Origin of the sequence: Amycolatopsis sp. WQ 127309 (assembly GCF_023023025.1) — a bacterium.
Lineage (GTDB): Bacteria > Actinomycetota > Actinomycetes > Mycobacteriales > Pseudonocardiaceae > Amycolatopsis.
The window spans coordinates 8,521,837-8,544,388 of sequence record NZ_CP095481.1; the positions used below are offsets into that span (position 1 = coordinate 8,521,837).

The 22,552-nt window shown below is 73.3% G+C and carries 21 protein-coding genes; 9 read left to right on the forward strand and 12 right to left on the reverse strand.

Features of this window, described 5'->3' with window-relative positions; genetic code table 11:
* Positions 1-273: 273 nt before the first annotated feature.
* Positions 274-1,185 (forward strand): PAC2 family protein, encoded by a 912-nt coding sequence (locus tag MUY22_RS37470; protein WP_247051910.1) that lies wholly within the window; start codon positions 274-276, stop codon positions 1,183-1,185.
* A gap of 15 nt (positions 1,186-1,200) precedes the next feature.
* Here MUY22_RS37470 and MUY22_RS37475 read toward each other — a convergent pair whose 3' ends face one another.
* Complete coding sequence (locus MUY22_RS37475; RefSeq protein ID WP_247051911.1) at positions 1,201-2,136, reverse strand: phosphotriesterase; 936 nt, start codon at positions 2,134-2,136, stop codon at positions 1,201-1,203.
* A gap of 38 nt (positions 2,137-2,174) precedes the next feature.
* Here MUY22_RS37475 and MUY22_RS37480 point away from each other — a divergent pair, with 38 nt between their 5' ends.
* Complete coding sequence (locus MUY22_RS37480; protein WP_247051912.1) at positions 2,175-2,726, forward strand: ABATE domain-containing protein; 552 nt, start codon at positions 2,175-2,177, stop codon at positions 2,724-2,726.
* 244 nt (positions 2,727-2,970) lie between these two features.
* Here MUY22_RS37480 and MUY22_RS37485 read toward each other — a convergent pair whose 3' ends face one another.
* The 3 genes from MUY22_RS37485 to MUY22_RS37495 are packed head-to-tail and all read right to left on the reverse strand — an operon-like array spanning position 2,971 to position 5,626.
* Positions 2,971-3,804 carry a metallophosphoesterase gene (locus MUY22_RS37485; RefSeq protein WP_247051913.1) on the reverse strand — a complete coding sequence of 278 codons (834 nt, stop codon included), beginning with the start codon at positions 3,802-3,804 and terminating at the stop codon, positions 2,971-2,973.
* On the reverse strand, positions 3,768-5,042 hold the full coding sequence (locus tag MUY22_RS37490) for an MFS transporter (protein ID WP_247051914.1): 1,275 nt from the start codon (positions 5,040-5,042) through the stop codon (positions 3,768-3,770). The genes MUY22_RS37485 and MUY22_RS37490 overlap by 37 nt, the downstream gene beginning before the upstream one ends.
* Positions 5,039-5,626, reverse strand: coding sequence for a helix-turn-helix transcriptional regulator (locus MUY22_RS37495; protein WP_247051915.1), 588 nt, complete (start codon positions 5,624-5,626; stop codon positions 5,039-5,041). Before MUY22_RS37495 ends, MUY22_RS37490 begins: the two co-directional genes overlap by 4 nt.
* A 145-nt stretch (positions 5,627-5,771) precedes the next feature.
* Here MUY22_RS37495 and MUY22_RS37500 point away from each other — a divergent pair, with 145 nt between their 5' ends.
* Together MUY22_RS37500 and MUY22_RS37505 are read left to right on the forward strand one after the other, a co-directional pair.
* Entirely contained in the window at positions 5,772-6,248 is a 477-nt protein-coding gene (locus MUY22_RS37500; RefSeq protein WP_247064306.1) for a MarR family winged helix-turn-helix transcriptional regulator, read from the forward strand.
* A gap of 156 nt (positions 6,249-6,404) precedes the next feature.
* Positions 6,405-8,039, forward strand: coding sequence for an ABC-F family ATP-binding cassette domain-containing protein (locus MUY22_RS37505; RefSeq protein WP_247051916.1), 1,635 nt, complete (start codon positions 6,405-6,407; stop codon positions 8,037-8,039).
* Between the two features lie 70 nt (positions 8,040-8,109).
* Here MUY22_RS37505 and mshC read toward each other — a convergent pair whose 3' ends face one another.
* The 3 genes from mshC to MUY22_RS37520 form a co-directional block, all read right to left on the reverse strand.
* Positions 8,110-9,348 (reverse strand): cysteine--1-D-myo-inosityl 2-amino-2-deoxy-alpha-D-glucopyranoside ligase, encoded by a 1,239-nt coding sequence (gene mshC, locus MUY22_RS37510; protein WP_247051917.1) that lies wholly within the window; start codon positions 9,346-9,348, stop codon positions 8,110-8,112.
* 70 nt (positions 9,349-9,418) lie between these two features.
* The gene (locus MUY22_RS37515) at positions 9,419-10,177 is read right to left on the reverse strand and encodes a MerR family transcriptional regulator (protein ID WP_247051918.1); all 759 of its coding nucleotides are present in this window, start codon (positions 10,175-10,177) and stop codon (positions 9,419-9,421) included.
* Positions 10,178-10,253: 76 nt separating this feature from the next.
* Positions 10,254-11,795 carry a hypothetical protein gene (locus MUY22_RS37520; RefSeq protein ID WP_247051919.1) on the reverse strand — a complete coding sequence of 514 codons (1,542 nt, stop codon included), beginning with the start codon at positions 11,793-11,795 and terminating at the stop codon, positions 10,254-10,256.
* A 181-nt stretch (positions 11,796-11,976) separates the two neighbouring features.
* Here MUY22_RS37520 and MUY22_RS37525 point away from each other — a divergent pair, with 181 nt between their 5' ends.
* Positions 11,977-12,603 carry a tetratricopeptide repeat protein gene (locus MUY22_RS37525; RefSeq protein ID WP_247051920.1) on the forward strand — a complete coding sequence of 209 codons (627 nt, stop codon included), beginning with the start codon at positions 11,977-11,979 and terminating at the stop codon, positions 12,601-12,603.
* A 3-nt stretch (positions 12,604-12,606) separates the two neighbouring features.
* Here MUY22_RS37525 and MUY22_RS37530 read toward each other — a convergent pair whose 3' ends face one another.
* Positions 12,607-14,571: a VWA domain-containing protein gene (locus MUY22_RS37530; protein ID WP_247051921.1), complete on the reverse strand. Its 1,965-nt coding sequence runs from the start codon at positions 14,569-14,571 to the stop codon at positions 12,607-12,609.
* The gene (locus tag MUY22_RS37535) at positions 14,568-15,965 is read right to left on the reverse strand and encodes an ATP-binding protein (protein WP_247051922.1); all 1,398 of its coding nucleotides are present in this window, start codon (positions 15,963-15,965) and stop codon (positions 14,568-14,570) included. Before MUY22_RS37535 ends, MUY22_RS37530 begins: the two co-directional genes overlap by 4 nt.
* A gap of 100 nt (positions 15,966-16,065) precedes the next feature.
* Here MUY22_RS37535 and MUY22_RS37540 point away from each other — a divergent pair, with 100 nt between their 5' ends.
* Complete coding sequence (locus tag MUY22_RS37540; RefSeq protein WP_247051923.1) at positions 16,066-16,866, forward strand: hypothetical protein; 801 nt, start codon at positions 16,066-16,068, stop codon at positions 16,864-16,866.
* Between the two features lie 121 nt (positions 16,867-16,987).
* A complete protein-coding gene (locus MUY22_RS37545) occupies positions 16,988-17,746 on the forward strand; it encodes a bifunctional 2-polyprenyl-6-hydroxyphenol methylase/3-demethylubiquinol 3-O-methyltransferase UbiG (RefSeq protein ID WP_247051924.1) in 759 nt (252 codons plus the stop codon).
* Here the strand turns inward: MUY22_RS37545 and MUY22_RS37550 are convergent.
* Positions 17,743-18,786, reverse strand: a complete 1,044-nt coding sequence (locus tag MUY22_RS37550; protein WP_247064308.1) for a ferrochelatase — start codon at positions 18,784-18,786, stop codon at positions 17,743-17,745. The genes MUY22_RS37545 and MUY22_RS37550 overlap by 4 nt on opposite strands.
* 87 nt (positions 18,787-18,873) lie before the next feature.
* Between MUY22_RS37550 and MUY22_RS37555 the strand changes: the two genes are divergently transcribed.
* Together MUY22_RS37555 and MUY22_RS37560 are read left to right on the forward strand one after the other, a co-directional pair.
* Positions 18,874-19,455, forward strand: coding sequence for a TetR/AcrR family transcriptional regulator (locus MUY22_RS37555; RefSeq protein ID WP_247051925.1), 582 nt, complete (start codon positions 18,874-18,876; stop codon positions 19,453-19,455).
* Between the two features lie 69 nt (positions 19,456-19,524).
* Positions 19,525-20,691, forward strand: coding sequence for a Cmx/CmrA family chloramphenicol efflux MFS transporter (locus MUY22_RS37560; RefSeq protein ID WP_247051926.1), 1,167 nt, complete (start codon positions 19,525-19,527; stop codon positions 20,689-20,691).
* Between the two features lie 61 nt (positions 20,692-20,752).
* Here the strand turns inward: MUY22_RS37560 and fabI are convergent, their stop codons facing one another.
* Together fabI and fabG are read right to left on the reverse strand one after the other, a co-directional pair.
* Positions 20,753-21,520, reverse strand: coding sequence for an enoyl-ACP reductase FabI (gene fabI, locus MUY22_RS37565; protein WP_247051927.1), 768 nt, complete (start codon positions 21,518-21,520; stop codon positions 20,753-20,755).
* 35 nt (positions 21,521-21,555) lie between these two features.
* Positions 21,556-22,260, reverse strand: coding sequence for a beta-ketoacyl-ACP reductase (gene fabG, locus MUY22_RS37570; protein WP_247051928.1), 705 nt, complete (start codon positions 22,258-22,260; stop codon positions 21,556-21,558).
* Positions 22,261-22,552: the final 292 nt, after the last annotated feature.

Consider the following 22,552-nt stretch of genomic DNA (forward strand, 5'->3'; position numbering starts at 1 on the left):
CGAACAACACGGCGTCGAGACCGTCCACAGTGGATCCCTCTCCGGGGTCGGGTGGTGAAAGTGCCGGGGTTTCCGCTCCGGGCGCGGTCCCCGCACTCCACGGTAGCCGAGCCGGGAGAACTCCTCGACGGCCATCGGGGCGGCTGAGGCGCCCGCCACACCGCCGGAGGAAGGCCGGCGGTGCGCCGTCCGGACGGGTGACGGCGGTAAACGGCGGCGACAGGCCGCCGGACGTGCTGAACAGCCTGGGCCCGGTGGTCGTAGGCTGGTCCGGTGAGTGAGCCCGTCGACGAGACCCCGCGGCCGCCTGGCGACCGCCCCGAACCCTCCCGGCCCTTGATGGTGGTCGCCTTCGAAGGCTGGAACGACGCAGGTGACGCGGCCAGCCGCGCCGTGGAGCACCTGCAGCTCAACTGGGACGCCACACCACTGGCCGAGCTGGAACCGGACGACTACTACGACTTCCAGGTCAGCAGGCCCACGGTCCGCATGGTCGACGGCGTCACCCGCCGCGTCGACTGGCCGACGACGACGTTGTCGGTGTGCCGCCCCGACGGGTTCGACCGCGACGTGGTCCTCGTGCAGGGCCCCGAGCCGAACATGCGCTGGCGCGCCTTCTGCGCCGAACTGCTCGAACACATCCAGCAGCTGGACGTCGCGACCGTGGTGACGCTGGGCGCGCTGCTCGCCGACACGGCGCACACCCGGCCCGTCCCGGTCACCGGGACGGCGTACGACAAGGACACCGCGTCGCTCTACGGGCTCGACCTGAACAACTACCAGGGCCCGACCGGCATCGTCGGGATCCTGCAGGACTACTGCGTCCAGGCCGGCATCCCGGCCGTCTCGATCTGGGCCGCGGTGCCGCACTACGTGTCGCACCCGCCGTCCCCGAAGGCGACGCTGGCGCTGCTGCACAAGCTTGAGGACATCCTCGACGTCGAGATCCCGCTGGGCGCGCTGCCGGAGCAGTCCGAGGAGTGGCAGCGCACGGTCAGCGAGATGGCCGACGAGGACGAAGAGATCAGCGAGTACGTCCGCGGGCTCGAGGAGCGCGGCGACGCGCAGACCGAGGTCGCGGAGCAGGACGTCAGCGGCGACAAGATCGCCGCCGAGTTCGAGCGCTACCTGCGCCGCCGCGGCCGCGGCGGCAACGGGGGCCAGGAAGGCTTCGGCCTCCGCTGAGTCACCTGCGCCAGGTCACTTGAGCCAGCTGGTGGCGAACGCCCGGGCGGGGTTCGCCACCAGCATGGCCGTGACGACGTCGCCGCCGAGCAGCTCGGTGAGCCGCGGGGCGAGCGTCGTGAGCAGGTAGGACGCCCCCGGCTGCCGCCGGGCCGCGGCGGTCGTCGTGTCGCCGCCCAGCAGGATCTGCCCGCCGTGGCCGGCCTCGACGAGCGCTTCCAGGCCGTCGAAGAGCTGCCAGTCGGTGGCGTGATTGGCCCGCGACGGGCCGTCGAACCCGAGGAAGACGCCGGTTTCGGCGATCTCCCGCTGGAGGCGCGCGTCGGGGTTGCGGTTGAGGTGCCCGAGGATCACGCTCTCCGGCGGCACGTCCAGCTGCTCGCACAGCAGGTGGACCGTCTCGAGCGCCGCGGTGCCGAGCTCCAGGTGCACGGCGATCGTGGCCCCGGTCTCCTGGTGGGCGACCGCGGCGGCGGTCATCGTCAGCCGCGCGTGGGAGTCGATCGTGTGGAACGCGCCGGCGACCTTGACCAGCCCGGCGCGCGGGCCGGTGCGCGGCTCGTCCGGCAGGTCCGCGGGCTGGGTGCCCTCGGTCAGGTCGGCGACGAACTCGCGCACGAGGCCGTCGATCACCCGGTCGAGGACGGCCGGGTCGTAGTGCTCCGCGCGGTGCAGGCCGGTGGCCGCGACCACGTGCACGCCGAGCTCCCGCGACATCCAGGCGAGTTCCCGGGTCCGGCGCGTGAGGCCGTACGGCGTCCACTGGACGAGCGCCGAGCCGCCCCGCACCTTGAACTCGAGGAGCGCTTCCGTGGCGGCGGTCGGGTCGTCCAGCTCCTGGCCCGGCAGCAGTTTCGAGGCGAAGAAGAGGTGGTCGTGCGCGTTCGTCACGCCCAGTTCGGCCGGATCGATGTCACCCAGCACCGTCCGGACCTGCGGTTCAGCGGTCATGCCGTCGAGTGTAACGGCTGACCCGTTACACTGCGACCATGCCCGACGATCACGCCTTCCGCTTCGACAGCGGCGCCCCCTGGCTCGACCTCATGGCCACCCGCGGCCGCTGCTTCGGGGCGAGCCCGGTGGAACGGATGCCGACGCGGGACCGGCTGGCCGAGTGGCTCGCCGAAGTCGGGCTGACACCCCTCGCCCGGGTCACCGAGGCCGACGTCGAGGCGGCGCACCGGCTGCGCGAAGCGGTGCGCGAACTGGCGCTCGGCGCGGTCGACGGGCTCGCGCCGCGGGCCGATCAGGTGCGGGCGCTGACGACGTTCTTCCGGGCCGAGCCGATGCACCTGGCCGCGCTCGACCGGCTCCACCGCAGCGCCCCGGCGACGGCGGCCGACGCCTTGAGCAGGCTCGCGCTGCAGGCGGCCGACTGGCTCACCGGCCCCCTGCGCGCCGACCTGCGGGCCTGCCCGGAGCAGGACTGCCGGGGCGTGTTCGCCGACCCGGGCGGCCGACGCCGCTGGTGCCCCTCCCCGGCATGCGCCAGCCGCGGCCGCGTCCGCGCACTCAGGGAGCGCCGCCGCGCCGAGTCCTGACGACTGCCCCCACGCCGGTCCGCGCGACCGTCGCGACCGACCGGAAGTCGCCGACCGAAACCGCGGTCGCGCCGACCCGTCCCGACGTGGCGACCTCGATCCGGGCGCGGGCCGAGATGTCCGTCCACGGCGAGGTCGTCTGGACCCGCACGGCGCCGGAACCGGCCCCGCTCGTTCGGGTGAACCGGATGCGGAGGTCGTAACTCCGGAACACTTTCTCGGCGAAAGTGCGCCTCGCGGCGGCTCAGGCGGGCCAGAGGATGCGGCGCATCGGCACCGCGCCCCGGGCGCGCTTGCGCCACTCGCGCGGGTAGCCCAGCGAGACCTCTTCGAAGCGGACGCCGTCGGCTTCGGTGGTGCGCGGGATGTGCAGGTGGCCGTACACCGCGATCTCGGCGCGGTAGCGCAGGTGCCAGTCCTCGGTCTTGGTCGACCCGCACCACAACGCGAACTCCGGCCAGTACAGCGGCGCGGTCGGGTGGCGGTGCAGCGGCCAGTGCGACATCAGGATCGTGCCGTGGTCATCGGGGATCGCGTCGAGCCGCTCGGTGCTGATCTTCAGCCGGTCGGCGCACCAGGCCTGGCGGCTGGGGTACGGGTCCGGGTGCAGGAAGTACTCGTCGGTGCAGACCACGCCGGCCTCGCGGGCCTGGCGCAGCGCCTCCTCCAGCGACTTGCCCTCCGCCGCCGGGGTCCGCCAGCTGTAGTCGTAGAGCAGGAACAGCGGCGCGATCGTCAGCGGCCGCGAACCGTACTGCCACACCGGGTACTCGTCCTCGGGGGTGAGCACGCCGATCTCGCGGCACCCCTCGACGAGGTGCTCGTAGCGCGCCTGGCCGCGCAGCTGGCAGTCGTCGTTCTTCGTGGTCCACAGCTCGTGGTTGCCCGGCACCCAGACGACCTTCGCGAACCGCTCGCGCAACGTCTTCAGCGTCGCGATCGTGACGTCGGCCCGCTCGGCGACGTCGCCCGCCACGAGCAGCCAGTCTGCGGGCGTCTCGGGCACGACGGAGTCGAGGATCGGGCCGTTGCCCTCGTGGGTCACGTGGAGGTCGCTGGTGGCGAAGAGGTGCGGCACCCCTCCACCGTAGCCACCACCCTTTCGGGTACGTCCCCGAACCGGGTGATTCGGCGGGTTTTCCGCACGAGCATCAGGACGCCGGCGAGGACGTAGACCCCGGCCTGGACGTCCAGCAGCACCGCGGGCCCGGTCGTGGCGACCAGGGTCCCGGCCGCCAGCGCGCCGATGGTGCTGAACGTCGCCATGACGGCGAACGTCGTGCTCAGCACCCGGCCCGCCCGCTCCGGCGCGACCGCGCTCTGGATCTCCGACAGCACGCCGGCGCCGACGACCACGCCGGGTGCGCCCACCAGCACGAACAGCCCCACGTAGACGCCCAGCGCGGTCGTCGCCAGCGCCAGGTTCCAGATCACCGCGGAGACCAGGCCCAGCACGATCGAGCCCCAGCCCAGCAGCCTGGCCGGCGCCACCCGGCGCGCCACGGTCGCGATGGCGAAGCCCGCCGCGAGCCCGCCGACCGCCTGCACACCGCGCAGCAGGCCCGCGTCGGCCTCGCTGCCGCCGAGCACCTGCAGCACGAACACCACGAACAGCACCAGGAACATGCCCTGGGCCAGCGAGGTGAGCACCACGGCGAGCCCGGTCCGCCACAACCGGCGGTTGTGCGTCAGTTCCCGCAGCCCGTCCAGCCACGCTTGCACCACCGGTTCGGGTGCCGCGGCCGGCGCGGGCGCGCTCACCCGGCGGAACGGCTTCGCCAGCAGGCCCGCGGCGACGACCAGCACGATCAGGTAGCCGGTGATGACGTCGGCGAGTCCCCCGAAGCCCAGCAGCGCGCCCCCGGCCCAGCCGCCGGCCAGCCGGGCGACGCTGCCGTTCACGCTCATCAGCCCGTTCGCGCCGGTGACCTCCTCGACGCCGACCAGCTCCGGGACCAGCGCGTTGCGCGCCGGCTCGAACACCGACGCGAGCGCCGCCTGAGCCGCCATCACCGCGTACACGACGGCGATCCCCGGCTCGGCCAGCAGCGGCAGCGCGACGACGGCGAGGCCGCAGCAGACGCCGAACAGCACCGCCCGCCGGTTCCAGCGGTCGGCGACCACGCCGGCGACCGGGCTGAGCAGGACCGCGGGCAGCAGGCCGAGCACGATGCTCAGCGCCGTCGACGCCGCGGACCCGGTGCGCTGGAAGACGTAGACCGGCAGCGCGACCTGCAGCATCCACTCGGCCGTCTCGCCGAAGAACGCGGCCACCCACAACCGCGCGAACGCGGGTACCCCCAGCAGCTGCTTCATTCCTCCGCCTTCCCCGAGTGTTCGATGCGCGGGAACGCGCGCACGCCGACGTGCACCGGGCGCGCGCCGGGCGGCGCGTCCGTCCGTATCGCGCCGACGTAGGGCCGGACCAGGGCGTCGATCGCGTGTGAGAGCCGGGTCAGCTCCTCCGGCGTGACGCGCAGCGAGTAGCTGCTCAGCCCGGCCGCGGACCGCCACGCCGGGTCGAGGTCGTCGATGGAGTCGAGGTAGCGCTGGGTCAGCTCCTGCTCGTTGGCGAGGCTCGCGCCGACCACCCCGAGCTGGGCCGCTCGGCGGACCGGGTCGTCGTCGATGTCGCCGAGGTCGAGCCCGACCTGGCGGGCCCGCCACGGGCGCTCCCGGCCGTCTTCGGCGTCCGCCCGCTCGACCAGGCCGTACTGCGCGAGCTGGCGCAGGTGCCAGCTGCAGTTGGACGCGGTCGACCCGACGGCCTCCGCGCACTCGCTCGCGGTGCGCGGCCCGACGGAGGTCAGGTGGTGCAGCAGCGCCGACCGCAGCGGGTGCGACAGCGCCCGCAGTAGTTCGACGTCCTCGACCCGCTTGCGCGGCGGCAGCTCGGCCATCGGTCACCTATCTGAAAGGATCGTTTCGAAAGTGTTCTTTCATAGTTGATCCCGCCTGCGGGTTTGTCAACCGGCTCCGCTATCGTTCGCCGGGCAGCGACTGCGCGAAGCAGTGACTGCGTCGTCACCGAACCTGGGATGGATGTTGCCCGACCAGCGCGAACTCGCCACCGCCGCCGCCCTCGCCCTCCCCCGGTTCGTGGGGTCGACCGCGCTCTTCCACGCCGCGGTCGCCGAGCGGATGGCCGTCACGCCCACCGAGCTGCACTGCCTGCACCTGCTCCACGGCGGCGTCAGCGACTCCCCGACCGAGCTCGCCCGGCTGCTGGGCATGACCACCGGCGCGTTCACCCGGCTGCTCGACCGGATGGCGCTGCACCGGCTCGCCGAACGCGCGCCCGACCCCGCCGACCGGCGCCGGCTCGTCGTCCGGCCGCTGCCCGACCGGATGGCCGAGCTCGCGGAGCTGTACGCGCCGATGGCCCGGTTCGTCGGCGAGCGCCTGGCCCACCTGGACCGGCGCCAGCTCACCGCCCTGCTCGGGTTCCTCACGGACGGCACCGCCGCGGCCGAACGCTCGACCACGGAGCTGCCGGATGTGACCCAGGCCATATCGAGTTGACTAACTCTACAGTCGTTGCGTTAACCTGGCTCCACTATGAAGAACTGATCGCGCCCATCCCGCTTCCGAGGCGGCACCCGGTCGAGCCGACGCTCCCGCGTGCCACGACGCCCGGCGGGATATCCGCATCTTCTCCTCCGGGCTCGGTGATCGCGCATGTCTACCCCCATTTTTCCGTTGCTGGCCAAGGACGTCGTCTTCGGCTACGGCACCCGCGTGGTGCTCGACGGCGTCTCGCTGACCGCGTCCGCCGGCCAGCGCCTCGGCCTGGTCGGTGAGAACGGCACCGGCAAGTCCACCCTGCTGCGGCTGCTCGCCGGGCTCGAAGAACCCCGCTCCGGCGAGGTCCTGCGCGGTCCGGACGTCGGCTTCCTGCTGCAGGAACTGCCCTTCACACCGGACGCGACGTTCGCCGACGTCGTCGACGACGCCCTCACCGAGATCCGCGCCGCCACGGTCCGGCTCGACGAGCTGACCACGGCGATGACCGCGCGACCCGACGACGCGGCCGTGCTCGACGAGTACGGCCGGGTCCTGGAGTGGGCGCAGGCCCACGACCTCTGGGACGCCGACCGCCGCGCGAAGCTCGTCTGCGACGGGCTCGGCCTCGGCGGCATCGAGCCGGACCGGCGCCTCGGCACGATGTCCGGCGGGCAGCGCTCGCGGCTCGGGCTGGCCGCGCTGCTGATCCGGCGGCCGGAGACGCTGCTGCTGGACGAGCCGACCAACCACCTCGACGACGCCGCGATGGAGTTCCTGGAACGCCACCTCGCGGAGCTGACCGGGGTCGTGGTGCTGTCCTCGCACGACCGCGTCTTCCTCGACGCGGTGTGCACGGACATCGTCGACCTCGACCCGGCCGCGGCCGGCAGCCAGGCCGGCGGCGCCGTCCGCTACGGCGGCAGCTACACCGACTACCTCGGGCACAAGAAGGCCGAACGGGCGCGCTGGGAGCAGCGCTTCGCCGACGAGCAGGAGGAACTGAAGGAGCTGCGCGAGACGGTCGCTGTCACCGCGCGGAACGTCGCCTACGGCCGGGCGCCGCGGGACAACGACAAGTTCATCCACCACTTCAAGGGCGCCCGCGTCCAGAAGACGATCTCACGGCGGGTGCGCGACGCCGAGCAGCGGCTCGAGCACCTCGAACGCGACCAGGTGCGCAAACCCCCGGCGCCTCTGCGGTTCCGGGCCGCGCTCACCGGCCGTTCGGCGGGCGACGGCCCGGCGATCTCGGTGCGGGAGCTGGACGTCCCGGGCCGGCTGCACCTGCCGCGGCTCGACGTCGACGGCTCGGCCCGGCTGCTCGTCACCGGCGGGAACGGCGCCGGGAAGTCGACGCTGCTGTCCGTCCTCGCGGGACAGCTGACGCCGGCGAGCGGCACGGTCCACTTCGGACACGGGGTGCGCGTCGGCCTGCTGGAGCAGGACGTCGTGTTCCCCGACCCGGCGCGGACCGCGCACCAGGTGTACCGCGACGCGCTCGGCGAGGACGCTCCCCCGCTGAGCCGGCTGGGCCTGCTGGCGTCCCGCGACCTGGGACTGCCGGTCGGCGCGCTTTCGGTCGGGCAGCGGCGCCGGCTGGCGCTGGCGGTCCTGCTCGCCGAACCGCCGGACGTGCTGCTGCTCGACGAGCCGACGAACCACGTTTCGCTGACCCTGGCGGAAGAGCTGTTCGCCGCGCTCGACACGGCACCGGGCGCCGTCGTCATCGCGTCCCACGACCGCTGGCTGCGCCGGGACTGGGCGGGCGACCACCTGGAGCTGGCCGCCGGCCGCCCCGCCGCGGTATAGGCCGTTATACAAGGTCCGTGAAGGACTCCTTCCCGGCTCTTATGGCCGGTAAGGAGTCCTTCACGGCTTTTCAGAGGGTGATGCCGAGCAGGGCGTCGACCGCGATGCAGATCAGGCCGGGGGCCGTGGGGTCGGTACCGTCACGGCGCAGCGCCTCGTTCGCCCAGGCGTCGATCGCGGCGAGGGCCTTCGGCGTGTCGAGGTCGTCGGAGAGGTGGTCGCGCAGCCGCGAGATCGTGTCCTCGGCGGCCGGGCCCGTCGCCAGGGAAACGGCCTCGCGCCAGCGCGCCAGCCGCGTCCGGGCCTCGGCGAGCAGGGAATCCGACCACGGGCGGTCGCCGCGGTAGTGGCCGGCGAACAGGGCCAGCCGGATCGCGCCCGGGTCGACCTTGTCGGCGCGCAGCCGCGAGACGAACACCAGGTTCCCGCGCGACTTGGACATCTTCTCGCCGTCGAGGCCGATCATGCCGGCGTGCACGTAGTGGCGGGCGAACTGGCCGTCCTTGGCCACGGCTTCGGCGTGCGCCGCGCTGTACTCGTGGTGCGGGAAGATCAGGTCGGAGCCGCCGCCCTGGAGGTCGAAGCCGAGGCCGAGGCGGTTGACGGCGATCGCGCTGCACTCGATGTGCCAGCCCGGGCGGCCCGCGCCGAGCTCGGACTCCCACGACGGCTCACCCTCGCGGGCGACCCGCCACAGCAGCGCGTCCAGCGGGTGGTGCTTGCCCACGCGGTCGGGGTCGCCGCCGCGCTCCGCGAAAAGCTTCGCCATGGTCTCGGCGTCGTAGTTGGACTCGTAGCCGAACTTCCCGGTCGCCGTGTGGTCGAAGTACACGTCCGGGTACTCGGCGTCGTCGGCCCGGTACGCGCTGCCGTTGGCCAGCAGCTTCGCGATCACCTCGACGATCTCCGGGATGCTCTCCACCGCGCCGACGAACTGCTTCGGCGGGATCACCCGCAGCGCGGTCATGTCCTCGCGGAACAGCGCCGTCTCGCGCATGCCCAGCACGACCCAGTCGTCCTGGTCGCGCGCGGCCCGCTCCAGCAGCGGCTCGTCGATGTCCGTGACGTTCTGCACGTAGTGGACGTCGTGCCCGTTGTCCCGCCAGATCCGGTTCACCAGGTCGAAGGCGAGGTACGTCGCGGCGTGCCCGAGGTGCGTGGCGTCGTAGGGCGTGATGCCGCAGACGTACATCCGGGCGGTGGCGCCGGGTGCGGTCGGGCGGATCTGCCCGGTGGCCGTGTCGTGGAGCCGCAGCGGGCGGGGGGTGCCGGGGATGCGGGGCACGTCGACCGATGACCAAGTCTGCATACCCTCGACTGTAAGCGTTCCCCCCGCCACCCTCCCGCCCGGTGGGACACGTCCCCCACCCGGGGCAGTGCTAGCCCCGGCGCACCGCGTTCGCCCTGATGGCGTCGCGGACGAACGCGCCGACGCCCGGGCGCTGCTCGTCCTCGCGGACCAGGAAGCCCAGCTGCACCGGTTCGGTGACGTACAGCTCACCGATCCGTTGCTGGGTCTCGTACGAGCACTCCCCCATCACCCGGCCGAGCATCACCCGGTGCTCCTCGGCCAGGTCCGTGGCCTCGGCGCTGTCCGGCGCGGCACCGGCGTCGAGGACGGCGTTCAGCCGGCCCACCCAGTCCTGGCGCGCCGCCTCGCCCGCGGCCAAGTCCTCCTTGGACAGTGCCGGCGCGCCCCGCCACTCGGGCGTGCTCCCCCAGCGCTGCGCCGCTTCCTCCGCGTAACCGTCCGGCTCCCGGAAGCCACCGAACACTGCGAACTTCTCCTCGGGCGTCAACGCGTTGCCCATGGCTCTCGCCTCCATCACACGATCGACGGCCGCGACCATCCGCCCCAGCTCGCCCATCCGCGCCACCAGCAGCTCCCGCTGCCGTTCGAGGTGCGCGTCGGCGTCGATGCCGGGGTCGTCGACGAGGGTCGCGATCGTCTCGAGGGGAAACCCGAGCTCCCGGTAGAACAGGATGCGCTGCAGCCGGTCGAGGTCGTCGTCGCCGTAGCTGCGGTACCCCGACGCCGTCCGCCCGCTCGGGCGGAGCAGGCCGATCTCGTCGTAGTGGTGCAGTGTCCGGACGGTGACCCCGGCGAGTGCGGCGACCTTGCCCACGGGATGCCCCATCGTTTCCCCTCCTCTGCGGCCGGTGTGGCCCTTGCCCGGACCACGGTGGTGCCTCACGCGACGTCAGGGTCAAGCGTCACCCTTCCGTAGCCCGCCACGCGCCGCCCGCGCGGTTAACCTGACTCGGGTGAAGGCCGAGGTGACGCTGGGTGTCGCGGGTGCGGTGATCGCCTTGGTCGCGGCGCTCATCGCGTACCTGCAGCTGCGCCGGACCCCGGCCCGCGACCGGCCGTCGCCCGCGGTGACCCGGCTCGTCCTCGGCGACCTCCCCCGTGCACCGCTCTCGGCGGTGCGCCGCGGTCCGCTGCTGGCCCGGATCGACGACGCCTTCGACGGCGGCGGGTTCTGCGTCCTGCTCGGCGGACGCGGGGCCGGCAAGACCCACCTCGCCGCCGCGTACGCCCGCGCGGCCGCCGCCGACGGGCGGTCCACGGTGGTCTGGATCAGCGCCGAGGATCCCGCGAACATCGTCCGGGCGTACGCCGGACTGGCCCGCCAGGCCGGGCAAGCCGACGCCGTCGCCGACGCCGAAGCCGCCGCGCGCACCGGGATGGCGTGGCTGGACACCGTCGAGCGGCCGGTCGTCGTGTTCGACAACGCGGCCGATCCCGACGCGCTCAACCGGTGGCTGCCCGCCCGCGCCCGTGTCCTCGTCACGAGCACCGTGCAGGCCTTCGAGATCCTCGGCGGCACGGTCGCGGTCGGCGGGTTCGACGAGGACGAGGCCGTCTGCTTCCTGTGCGCGAGGTCGGGCCGGGAAGCCGATGAGGCCGCGGCCGGCGTCGTCCGCGAGCTGGGCGGCCTGCCGCTGGCGCTCGCCCAGGCCGGTGGGGTCATCCGGCGGCAGCGCCTCACCTTCGCGACCTACCTGGAGCGGCTGTCGCACGCGCCGCTCAACGCGCTGCTGGAGCGGGTGCCCGGCGAGGGGTACCCCGCTCGCGTCGAGGACACGGCGCTGGAGTCGCTGCGGGCGGTGACGGCCCGCGACGGGCGGGCGCGGGCGATCGCCGAGTTCGTCGCCCTCCTCGCGCCCCGGGGCGTCCGGCGCGACTTGGCGCACCGGCTCGGCCCCGATCCGGTCGCCGTCGACGCCGCGCTCGGGGCCCTGACCGGCGCCTCCATCGCCGGCTTCGACGTCAGCGGCGAGATCGTCACCATGCACCGGCTCACCCAGCGGGCCGTCCTGAGCCGGCTGCACGCCGAGGAACGCCTGGCGGCCACCCTGGACCAGGCCTTCGACGCGCTCGAGCAGGAAACCGGGGGCTCGGACGAGAGCGACGGCTCCGCACCCGACGACCTGGCCGAGCACGTCGGCGCGGTGTGGCGGACCTTCCGCGCGCTGCCGTCGGTCGAGCTGACGCCGCGGCTCGAGCGGATCCTGCGGCTGCGGCGCTGGTCGGTGGGCCACCTCGCGGCAGCGGGCGCCCTCGCCGAAGCGCGGGCGCTGGGGCGGGAGGTGCTGGCCGACCACGACGCCTACCTGCTCGCCGGGCACGCCGACGTCGACCGCGCGGTGCGGTCGCTGCGGCTGGTCTGCGTCCGCGGCGAACGGACCGGCGAAGCGGTGGCCCTTTCCGAGCGGCTCGTCGAGCGCCGGACCCGGTGGTACGGCGAGCACGACGTGCGCACGCTCGGCGCCCGCAACTCACTCGGCTACGACCACGAGTGCCACGGGCAGCTCGACCGGGCGATCGCCGTGCACCGCGGCAACCTCGCCGACGTGGTGCGGGTGGCCGGGCCCGACCACCAGACCGCGCTCCACGCCCGCGTCAACCTCGGCAGCGCGCTCCGGTCGGCCGGTGAGCTCGCGGCGGCGGTGCCGGGTGTTCGAGGAGAACCTGCGGGAGAACGTCCGGGTGCACGGGCCGGATCACCCGTCGACGGTCAACGCCCGGGGCGAACTGGCCCGCACCTACGTCCGGTGCGGCCGGGTCACCGAGGGGATCGCGCTGCACGAACAGAACGCGGCGCGGACCGACGCGCCGTGGTGGGGACAGTACCGCGCGGCCGCCTACCAGGCCGCCGGGCGCCACGGCGACGCGATCGGGCTGTTGCGGCGGCTGCGCGACACCGCCGAGCGCGAGCAGCCCGCGGACAGCCTGGAGACGGTACGGCTGCGGCTCTTCCTGGCCCGGGCGCTGCTGGACGCCGGGAAGACCCGGGAGGCGCTGGAGCTGTTCGAGCGCACGGCCGGCGACCGGACCCGGCTGCTCGGCCCGGACCACACGGGCACGCTCAACGCCCGGCGCAACCTCGGCCTGGCGTTGGCGAGGGCCGGCAAGCCGGGCCCGGCACGCGAGACGCTCACCGCCGTCACCGCCGACTACCAGCGGGTGCTCGGACCGGAGCACCCGTACAGCCGGCAGGCCGGGAGCGACCTCGCCGGGCTGGCGGCGCCGGTCCGGCACCGCCGGGTGCGCCGCTAACCGTCACCGACGCCGGGTGCGCAGGTAGTCGCCCACCACCGCCGCACCCAGGCCGTCCAGGTCCGGGGCCACCACCCGGCCGCCCGAGCGGCGGGCGATGACGTCCACGAACGCCGTCAGCCGCGGGTCGTCGCCGAGGCGGAACACCGTCACCGACGCGCCCAGCTTGGCCAGGCGGTCCACTTCGGACAGTGTCTTGTGGAGGGTCTGCGGCTGCGGCGGGTAGTCGAAGACGGCCTCGCCGTCCGGTTCCAGGTGCGCGGTCGGCTCGCCGTCGGTGACCATCAGGACCACCGGCTGGGCGTCGGGATGACGTCGCAGGTGGCGCCCGGCCAGCAGCAGCGCGTGGTGGGCGTTGGTGCCCTGCTCCCACGCGCCCTCCAGCCCGACCAGCTCCGGCAGCTCCATGGACGTCGCGTAGCGGCCGAAGGTGATCAGCTGCAGCGCGTCGTTGCGGAACCGGGTGGTGATCAGCTGGTGCAGCGCCAGCGCGGTGCGCTTCATCGGCAGCCAGCGGCCTTCCGAGACCATCGACCACGACGTGTCGACCAGCAGCGCCACCGCGGCGCGGGACCGGTGCTCGGTCTCGACCACTTCGACGTCCTCGACGTCCAGCCGGACCGCGGACTCCCCCACCGACACCGAGCGCAGCACGGCGTTGCGGATCGTCCGCGGCACGTCCCAGGGCTGCATGTCCCCGAACCGCCACGGCCGCGACGCGCCGGTCGGCTCGCCCGCGGCGCCCGCCGACTCGGTCTCGCGGTCGCCGGACTTGCCGCGCAACGCGTTCACGATGTCCGACAGCGCCGTCTCGCCCAGGCGCCGCAACGCCTTGGGCGACAACCGGAGCGACCCGTCGGCGGCGCGCTCGAACAAGCCCTGGCGGCGCAGCTCACGCTCCAGTTCGGACAGTCGCCGCGCGTCGACGCCGGCGTCCTTGCCGAGCTGGCTCTCGAGCGCTTCCAGGTCGATGTCGTCCAGGCTCGCGCCGGGGTAGGACTGGCCCAGCTGCTCGGCCAGCGCGTCCAGCTCGGCGAGGTCGGCCATCGCCTGGGCGCCTTCGCCCATGCCGAGCGGGTTCTTGCCGCGGAAGCGTTCCGACGACGTCCAGTCCTCGCCCGGCCGGGCCGCGCGCAGCTGCGCGTCCAGATTCGACAGTTGCTCCGCGAGCCGCGGGTCGCCGAAGGCCTGCTGCGTCAGCTCGGCCAGCTCCGCGCGCTGCTCGGCGGACATCGAGTTGAGCATCCGCTGGGCCGCGGCGGACCGGGCCGCGAGGGCGTCGATCAGTTCCTCGACGTTCTGCGGGTTCTCCGGGAAGTACTCGCCGTGCTTGCCCATGAAGTCGTCGAAGCGCTCCTGGATGTCCTCGGCGCCCCGGGCGTGCGCGGAGAGGAGATCGTTGAGGTCCGAGAGCATCTCGTTGATCCGCTCGACGTCCTCGGGCCCGGCGTTCTGCAGCGCCTGCTTCATGCCCTGGAACCGGGACTCCATCAGCTCCTGGCCGAGCAGGTCCCGGATCTTCTGGTAGTTCTCCCGGCCCTGCTCGGAGCGCCAGTCGTACTCGGACAGCTCGTTGACGGCGGCGGCCGTGCCGGGCGGCAGGGCGTCCAGCTGGGCCTCGCGGAAGCGGGCGTCGTCGTCCGGGTCGGGGAACAGCTCGCGCCGTTCGGCTTCGAGGGCGTCCTGCAGGAGGCGCTGGACCTCCTGCAGGGTGCCGTCGAGGTTGTTGCGCCGCTGGATCTGCGAGCGGCGCTGCCACAGGCGCCGGGTCAGCTCGTCGAGCCCCGAGGTGCGGTCGGTGCCCCGGCGCAGCAGCTCCTCCAGCGCGGCGCGCGGCGACGAGCCGGCCATCACGTCGCGGCCGATCTCGTCGAGCGCGTCGTGCAGGTCGGCCGGCGGCGCGAGCGGGTCCGGCCCGTCGTGGAACGGGCCGTAGGAGTAGCCGTCGGGGAGCGGGACCGCGGTCATCGGCCGTAGACGGTGGTCGTGTCGTCGGAGTCCTTGGCGAGCCGCCGCGCCAGGAACAGCGATTCGAGGGCGAGTTCGACGGCGGCCGCGATCCGGCCGGCGGGTTCGTCGGGCGAGACGCCGGCGCGCGCGGCGACCTCGTGCAGCACCGGCAGCTCCGGCAGCGCCTTGAGGACGTCCTCGCCCGGCACGCGCTCGCCGGTGGCGACGAGGTGGCCGTCGGCGACCGCGTCGGCCAGCGGGCGCAGGTCGAGGCCGGCGAAGCGCTCGCGGGCGGTCTCGGCGATCGCCCGGCGCAGCAGGTGCACGAGGTGCTCGACCTCGCGGCCTTCCTCGCCCGGCTCGAACTCGATCTTGCCGCGCAGCACCGACGGCACCGCGTCGAGGTCGACCGGCCGGGCCACGGCGGGTTCCTCACCGGTCAGCGCCGAGCGGCGCAGGGCCGCGGCCGCCACGGTCTCGGCCGCCGCGACGGCGAACCGCGCGGAGACACCCGAGCGCTGGTCGATGACCGGCGACTCGCGGAGGTTCCGCACGAACCGGGCGATGACCTCCAGCAGCGGTTCGCCCACTTCCGCGACGAGGTGGGCCTCCTGCCGCACGACGGCGACCTCGGACTCGACGTCCAGGGGGTAGTGCGTGCGGATCTCGGCGCCGAAGCGGTCCTTCAGCGGGGTGATGATCCGGCCGCGGTTGGTGTAGTCCTCGGGGTTCGCGGTGGCGACGAGCAGGACGTCCAGGGGCAGCCGCAGCGTGTAGCCGCGGACCTGGATGTCGCGCTCCTCCATCACGTTGAGCAGCGCGACCTGGATGCGCTCGGCGAGGTCGGGCAGCTCGTTGATGGCGACGATGCCGCGGTGGGCGCGCGGGACCAGGCCGAAGTGGATGGTCTCGGGGTCGCCCAGGCTGCGGCCTTCGGCGACCTTCACCGGGTCGACGTCGCCGATCAGGTCGCCCACCGAGGTGTCCGGCGTGGCCAGCTTCTCGGTGTAGCGCTCGGAGCGGTGGCGCCAGGCCACGGGCAGGTCGTCGCCGAGCTCGGCCGCGCGCCGCAGCGACGCGGGCGTGATCGGCTGCAGCGGGTGCTCGCCCAGCTCGGAGCCCTCGATGACGGGCGTCCACTCGTCGAGGAGCCCGGAGAGGGTGCGGAGCAGGCGGGTCTTGCCCTGGCCGCGCTCGCCGAGCAGGACGACGTCGTGGCCGGCCAGCAGCGCGCGTTCGAGCTGCGGCAGCACCGTGCGGGAGAACCCGACGATGCCCGGCCAGGCGTCGACCCCCGTGCGGAGGGCGGTCAGCAGGTTGTCGTGGATCTCTTGCGCGATGGGCCGCGGCTCGTACCCGGCCGCGCGCAGGGCCCCGGCGGTGCGGGGAAGATCGTCTGGAACTACGTTCACCCGTTCGACGCTACTGCCGGATCGGCGGCCCGTCGATGTGGAGCGACTCCAGCGTGGGCGCGCTGCCGGGCCGCGAGGCGGCCCGGTAAAATAGGGCGTCGTGTGCCGACCCAGTGCGACCTTCGCCGTCTGGTCCAGCGCGTGGCTGAACGGAGCCGCCGCGTCCGACGATGTGCTCGACGCCCTGCTCGCGTGGGGTGAGGCGCACGACGTCGTCGCCGCCGACGCGGCCGCCGCGGAGGCGTTCGAGCTCCCGCTGGCCTTCAACCGCGCGGCCACCCCGGTCCAGTTGCTGATGGCCCTGCGTTCGCAGGGAGCGAAAAGCATGCGGCTGGTCCTCCCCGTCCCGGGTGATGTCCGGGGCCTCGGGGGCGGCGGCCCGTTCACCGAAGCGGCGTTGCGCGCCGGTGACGCGGTGGTGCTGCCCGAGCTCGGCTACGGGATCGTGCCGGAGCCGGTCGCCGAAGGCCTGATGCGCTGGACGGTGTTCTCGCTCGTCCCCCTGGCCGCCCCGCCGGAGTACGTCGCGCTGGGCGAGGCCGAGCACGGCCTGACCGACGCGATCCGCGCGAGTGCCGGCGCGCTCCAGACGTTGAACGTCGCCAGCGACCGGCCGGGAGTGCGCGCGGAACTGTCCGCCCACCTGCGCTCCCGCCCGGACGTCGACTGGCCGGCGGGCACACCTGGACGGTCACTGCGGGTGCTGCAGCGTGCCGAGGAGATCTCGGCGATCCTGGCGATCGCCGAAACCGACGACCCGGGTGGGGCGCTGTCGGCATCGGCGTCGAACCTGCGGGCCCAGGCGCTGCGGCCGCTGTCTGACGCCGTGCGGATCGCCCGGTGCGCCGCCGTCAACGAGGCCGTGCGGGTCTTCGCGGAGCAGACCGCTCGCGAAGGCTGACGTCTCAGCGGTTCGTGCCGGTCGTGATGTGCCCGAACAGCCCCGGACGCGGACCTCGCTCCCGTGGTCGCTCCCGTGGTCAGCGAACTCCCCCGCCGCGATCCCCAGTACCGTGGCGGCCATGGTCGAGGACACCTGGGCCGCGCTGGCCGACCAGTTCGCCGATGGCGCTTACGCCACCGTGAAGGGGCGCGTGCGCACCTACGTCATCCACCGGCAGCTGCTGGAGCACCTCCCGGCCCCGCCGGCCCGGGTGCTCGACGTCGGCGGCGGCGCGGGACACCAGTCGCTCCCGCTGGCCCGCGCCGGTTACGACGTCACGCTGCTCGACCCGTCACCGGCGATGCTGGACAAGGCCCGGCAGCGGCTGCCGGATGGGGTGACGTTCGTGGCGGCCGACGGCGCGGACGCCGTCGAGGCGGTCAGCGGCCGGCAGTTCGACGCCGTGTTGTGCCACGGCGTGCTCGGCTACCTGGCGGACCCGGAACCCGTGCTCGACCAGCTGTGCCGGTGCGCCGCTCCCGGCGGCCTCGTCTCGATCATGGCGGGCAACGCCGACGCGGCCGCGGTGCGCCCGGCCATGGAACGACGGTGGGAGGACGTGCTGGCGGCGTTCGACACCCGCGCCGAGATCGGCGTGCTGGGCCTGCCGACGCGCGCCGACACCGTCGACGAGCTCAGCGAGTCACTGCGCCGCCGCGGCGTGGAACCCTTGCGGTGGTACGGAGTCTGGCTGTTCGTCGACTGGCTCGACCTCAGCGGCGCCGACCTGGATCCGGCCGACACCGAACGCGTGGCCGCGGTCGAACTCGAAGCCGGCCGGCGGGACCCCTGCCGCCGGCTCAGCCGCATCTTCCACCTGGTGGGGCGCAAAAGCTAACGGCCGGGACGCTTCGCGGGCTCGCAGCAGCCGATCGCGCACGGGGCGCCGTTGACCGTGCAGCCGCTCGCCGGGAACGGCGACAGCTTGCGCGGCGCCACGTCGTGCGTGTGCTCGCGGATCAGCTCCACCACCAGCTCGGCGAAGCGCGGGTCGCTGCCCGCCGTCGCCGCGCGGGCGAACGCCATGCCGTGCTCGGCCGCGCGTTCGGCCGCTTCGTTGTCCAGGTCCCAGATCACCTCGAGGTGGTCCGAGACGAACCCGAGCGGCGAGACGACCACTCCGGGCACTCCCTCGGCGTGCAGCGCGTCGATGTGGTCGACGATGTCCGGCTCCAGCCACGGCACCTGCGGCGGCCCGGACCGCGACTGCCAGACGACGTCGTAGGTCTCGACGCCGGCTTCGGCCGCGACGAGCCGGGCGGCCTCGGCGATCTGGCGCGAGTAGCGGCGGCCGCCCTCGGCCGGCGGGCCGGACGCCTTGTCCGCGCTGTCCGGCACCGAGTGCGCGGTGAAGACGGTGCGGATGCCCGGCACGTTCCCCAGCGACGCGTGGGCGGCGCGGACGCCGTCGGCGATCGCCGAGACGAACAGCGGGTGGTCGAAGAACTGGCGCAGTTTCACCATTTCGGGTGCACCTTCGCCGACCGCGGCGCGAGCGCGTTCGATGTCCTCGTCGTACTGGCGGCACGCCGAGTAGCCGCCGTACGCGCTCGTGGGGAAGACCAGGATCCGCTGCGCGCCGGCCGCCGTCAGCTCGCTCAGGGTGGCTTCGACCATCGGGTGCCAGTTGCGGTTGCCGAAGTGCACCGGCAGGTCGACACCGGCGGCCGCGAGCTGCTTCTCGACCGCGGCGATGGCGTCGCGGTTCAGCTTGTTGATCGGCGAGACCCCGCCGAAGTGCTGGTAGTGCTCGGCGACCTCCAGGAGCCGCTCACGAGGCACCCCCCGGCCCCGGGTGACGTTCTCGAGGAACGGCATGACGTCGTCAGGCCCTTCCGGACCGCCGAACGAAAGCCACAGCACCGCGTCGTATCCCACCTCGGTCATCTTGCCGCTGTGGCGCCCCGCACGCTGACGCGGGCCCGTTATGAATCGACCAGTCCAAAACCCTGGTACGGTGATCCCATGGCCAGGCCACGGGAGTTCGACGAGTCCGCCGCCGTCGACAGCGCGATGCACGCGTTCTGGGAACACGGCTACGAGGCGACGTCGACGCAGGACCTGTGCGAGGCCACCGGGTTGGGCCGCAGCAGCGTCTACAACACCTTCACCAGCAAGAAAGCCCTGTTCGAGCGGTCGCTGACGCACTACACCGACAGCCAGCTCACGGCCCGGCAGGCACTCCTCGAGGGACCGGGCACGGCCGCCGAACGGCTCACCGCGCTCTTCACCACGACCATCGACGCCGAACTCGAGCGGAACCGCCGCGGCTGCCTGGTCGTGAACACCCTCGCCGAGCTCGGCATGCCGGACGACGGCATCGGCGCCGCCCTGCGCAGCGACACCGAGCGCAACCTGGCGATGCTCGGCCAGTGCGCCCGGGAAGGCGTGCTCGACGGCAGCCTGCGGCCCGGCCGGGATCCGGCCGACGTCGCGCAGTTCGTCCTCAACACCGTCACCGGCCTGAAGGTGATGTCCCGGCGCGGCACCAGCCGCGAGGCGATGTACGCCGTCGCCGATCTCGCCCTGTCCGCGCTCGTCGCCTGAACCCCGGGCACCTTTCGGCAGCAGCCTGGCCACGTTTTGTACTGACCAATACACAACCAAGGAGGACCCGTGCCCCTGGCCGTCTTCGTCCTCGGGCTCAGCGTGTTCGCGCTGGGCACGTCCGAGTTCATGATCACCGGCCTGCTCCCCGGCATGGCCACCGACCTCGGCGTGAGCATCCCCGACGCCGGCCTGCTGATCTCCGCGTTCGCCATCGGCATGGTGATCGGCGCGCCCCTGCTGGCGATCACCACGCTGCGGCTCCCCCGCCGCCGGACGCTGCTGGTGCTGCTCGCGGTCTTCCTCGGGGCGCACGTCGTGGGCGCCCTCGCCACCGGGTACGCGCTGCTGTTCGCGACGCGGGTCGTCGCCGCGCTCGCCTGCGCGGGCTTCTGGGCCGTCGGCGTGGCCACGACGATCGCGCTGGTGCCGGTCGAACGGCGCGGCCGTGCGATGGCGGTGCTGGTCGGCGGGCTGACCGTGGCGAACGTCGCCGGAGTGCCGGCGGGCACGTTCATCGGACAGCACGCGGGCTGGCGGACGGCGTTCTGGGCGGTCGCGGCGGTGACGCTGCTGGCGGCGGCCGGCGTGGCCGCGCTGGTGCCCGAAACGACCGGCGGCGGGATGAGCGTCCGGTCCGAGCTGCGGCTCTACCGGCGCGGCCGGGTCTGGCTCGCGCTCGGCGTGATCGCCTTGTGCCAGGCCATGATCTTCGCCGCGTTCAGCTACCTCGCGCCCCTGCTGACCGAGACGGACGGCCTGCCGGAATCGTGGGTCCCGGGCGTCCTCGCGCTGTTCGGCGTCGGCGCGCTCATCGGCATCACCGCCGGCGGACGGCTGGCCGACCGGCACCCGTTCGCCACGCTCTACAGCTGCGTCGCGCTCGCGCTGGCGGCCCTGCTCGTGCTGGCCCTGACGACCGACGCGGTGGTCGCCGTCGCGGCCGTGCTCGTCTTCGGCGCCGCCGGGTTCGGTGCCAACCCGGCGCTGAACGTGCGCACCTACGCCGTGGCCGGGAACGCCCCGACGCTCGTGGGCGCCAGCACGACGGCGGCGTTCAACGTCGGCAACACCGCCGGGCCGTGGCTGGGCGGCGTCGCGATCGGCGCCGGGCTGGGTTTCCCGAGCGTCGCGTGGACGGGCATCGCCCTCGGTGCGGCGACGGTCGTCGCCCTCACGGTCGCGGTCGCCGTCCAGCGCGCCGACGACCGCCGCCCGGTCCCGGTCGCGGCCTGAAAGCCGTGAAGGCCTCCTTCCCGGCCATAAGAGCCGGTAAGGAGGCCTTCACGGACAACGATCAGATGCCGAGGGCGTGGACCCCGCCGTCGACCATGATCATCGAGCCGGTCGTGGCCGGCAGCCAGTCCGACAGCAGCGCGCAGACGCTCTTCGCCGTCGGGTCCGGGTCCGAGCTGTCCCAGCCGAGCGGCGCGCGGTCGCCCCAGCCGTCTTCGAGGTCCGAGAAGCCCGGGATCGACTTCGCGGCCATCGTCTTCATCGGGCCGGCGCTGACCAGGTTGACGCGGATGCCCTGCGGCCCGAGTTCCTTGGCCAGGTAGCGGTTGACCGACTCCAGCGCGGCCTTCGCGACGCCCATCCAGTTGTAGACCGGCCACGCGACCCGGGCGTCGAAGTCCATGCCCACGATCGACGAGCCGCGGCCCAGCAGCGGCAGGCACGCCTTCGACAGCGACATGAACGAGTACGCCGAGACGTCCACGGCGACCTTGACGTCCTCCGCGGGAGCGTCCATGAACGGCGCGCCGAGGCAGCTCTGCGGGGCGAAGCCGATGGAGTGCAGCACGCCGTCGAGGCCGTCGACGTGCTCCCGGACGTTGTCCGCGAGACCGGCCAGGTGCTCCTGGTTGGTGACGTCGAGCTCGATCACCGGGGCCGGCTCGGGCAGGCGCTTCGCGATGGTCTTGACCAGTGACATGCGGCCGAAGCCGGTCAGGACGACCTTCGCACCCTCCTGCTGCGCGATCTTGGCCGCGTGGAAGGCGAGCGAGGCGTCGGTGATGATGCCGGTGATCAGCAGGCGCTTGCCTTCGAGCAGTCCGGGCACAGGTCCTCCAAGTCTTGTTCGGGTGTGAAGCGAGGTCAGTGGCCGAGGCCGAGGCCGCCGTCGACGGGCAGCACCGCGCCGTTGACGTAACCGGCGTCGTCCGAGGCCAGGTACCGCACGGCGGCGGCGATCTCCGACGGCTCGGCGTACCGGCCGGAGGGCACCTGCGCGAGGATCTGCTTCTTGCGGTCCTCGGGCAGCTCGTCGGTCATGTCGGTGCGCACGAACCCGGGCGCGATGACGTTCGAGGTGATGTTGCGGGAGCCGAGCTCACGGGCCAGCGAGCGCGCGAAGCCGACCAGGCCCGCCTTGCTCGCCGCGTAGTTCGCCTGGCCCGCGGAACCGGAGAGGCCGACCACCGAGGAGATGAAGACGAACCGGCCCCACTTGCCGCGCAGCATGCCGCGCGACGCGCGCTTGGCGACCCGGTAGGCGCCGGTCAGGTTCGCGTTGATCACCCGCTCGAACTGGTCGTCGCTCATCCGCATGAGCAGGGTGTCGTCGGTCAGCCCGGCGTTCGACACGAGCACCTCGACCGGGCCCTGGTGTTCTTCGACGAGCTTGAACGCCGCGTCGATCTGCTCGGTGTCGGTGACGTCCGCCTGCACCCCGAAGAGCCCTTCGGGAGCCCCGGACCCGCGGTGCGTGACGGCGACCTGGTGGCCCTGTCCGGCGAGATCCCGGGCGATCGCCAGACCGATGCCCCGGTTGCCCCCGGTGACCAAGACCGACCGTCCCACAGCGTTCTCCCTCTTTCGACCGTGCGCGAGTGACGGCAAGAGGCTATCGGCAGGCCGCTCCGGGCGCGCAGCCACGCCCGCCATACCTGCAGGTAACCGCCGTCATCGGAGCCGGGTGTCGGCAACACCACACGACAGGCGCACGCTCCGGCCAGCGGAACGTGAGTGCGGCGGGCGGGTACCGGCCGGTAGGTCGACGGAGCGTGACGTCGCGGCTGCCGGTGCGTTGTTGCTTACACTTTCCGCAACGGTGCGACGCAGACCACAGCGCGCTGTGCCGGCGAACCTTCAG

Excerpts from the sequence above, each read along its gene's own strand:
- MUY22_RS37495 (WP_247051915.1), bottom strand. The coding sequence starts at position 5,626 with ATGGCCGAGCTGCCGCCGCGCAAGCGGGTCGAGGACGTCGAACTACTG.
- mshC (WP_247051917.1), bottom strand. The coding sequence starts at position 9,348 with ATGCAGACTTGGTCATCGGTCGACGTGCCCCGCATCCCCGGCACCCCC.
- MUY22_RS37480 (WP_247051912.1), top strand. The coding sequence starts at position 2,175 with ATGCCCGACGATCACGCCTTCCGCTTCGACAGCGGCGCCCCCTGGCTC.
- MUY22_RS37555 (WP_247051925.1), top strand. The coding sequence starts at position 18,874 with ATGGCCAGGCCACGGGAGTTCGACGAGTCCGCCGCCGTCGACAGCGCG.
- MUY22_RS37545 (WP_247051924.1), top strand. The coding sequence starts at position 16,988 with ATGGTCGAGGACACCTGGGCCGCGCTGGCCGACCAGTTCGCCGATGGC.
- MUY22_RS37475 (WP_247051911.1), bottom strand. The coding sequence starts at position 2,136 with ATGACCGCTGAACCGCAGGTCCGGACGGTGCTGGGTGACATCGATCCG.
- MUY22_RS37530 (WP_247051921.1), bottom strand. The coding sequence starts at position 14,571 with ATGACCGCGGTCCCGCTCCCCGACGGCTACTCCTACGGCCCGTTCCAC.
- MUY22_RS37490 (WP_247051914.1), bottom strand. The coding sequence starts at position 5,042 with ATGAAGCAGCTGCTGGGGGTACCCGCGTTCGCGCGGTTGTGGGTGGCC.
- MUY22_RS37515 (WP_247051918.1), bottom strand. The coding sequence starts at position 10,177 with ATGGGGCATCCCGTGGGCAAGGTCGCCGCACTCGCCGGGGTCACCGTC.
- MUY22_RS37505 (WP_247051916.1), top strand. The coding sequence starts at position 6,405 with ATGTCTACCCCCATTTTTCCGTTGCTGGCCAAGGACGTCGTCTTCGGC.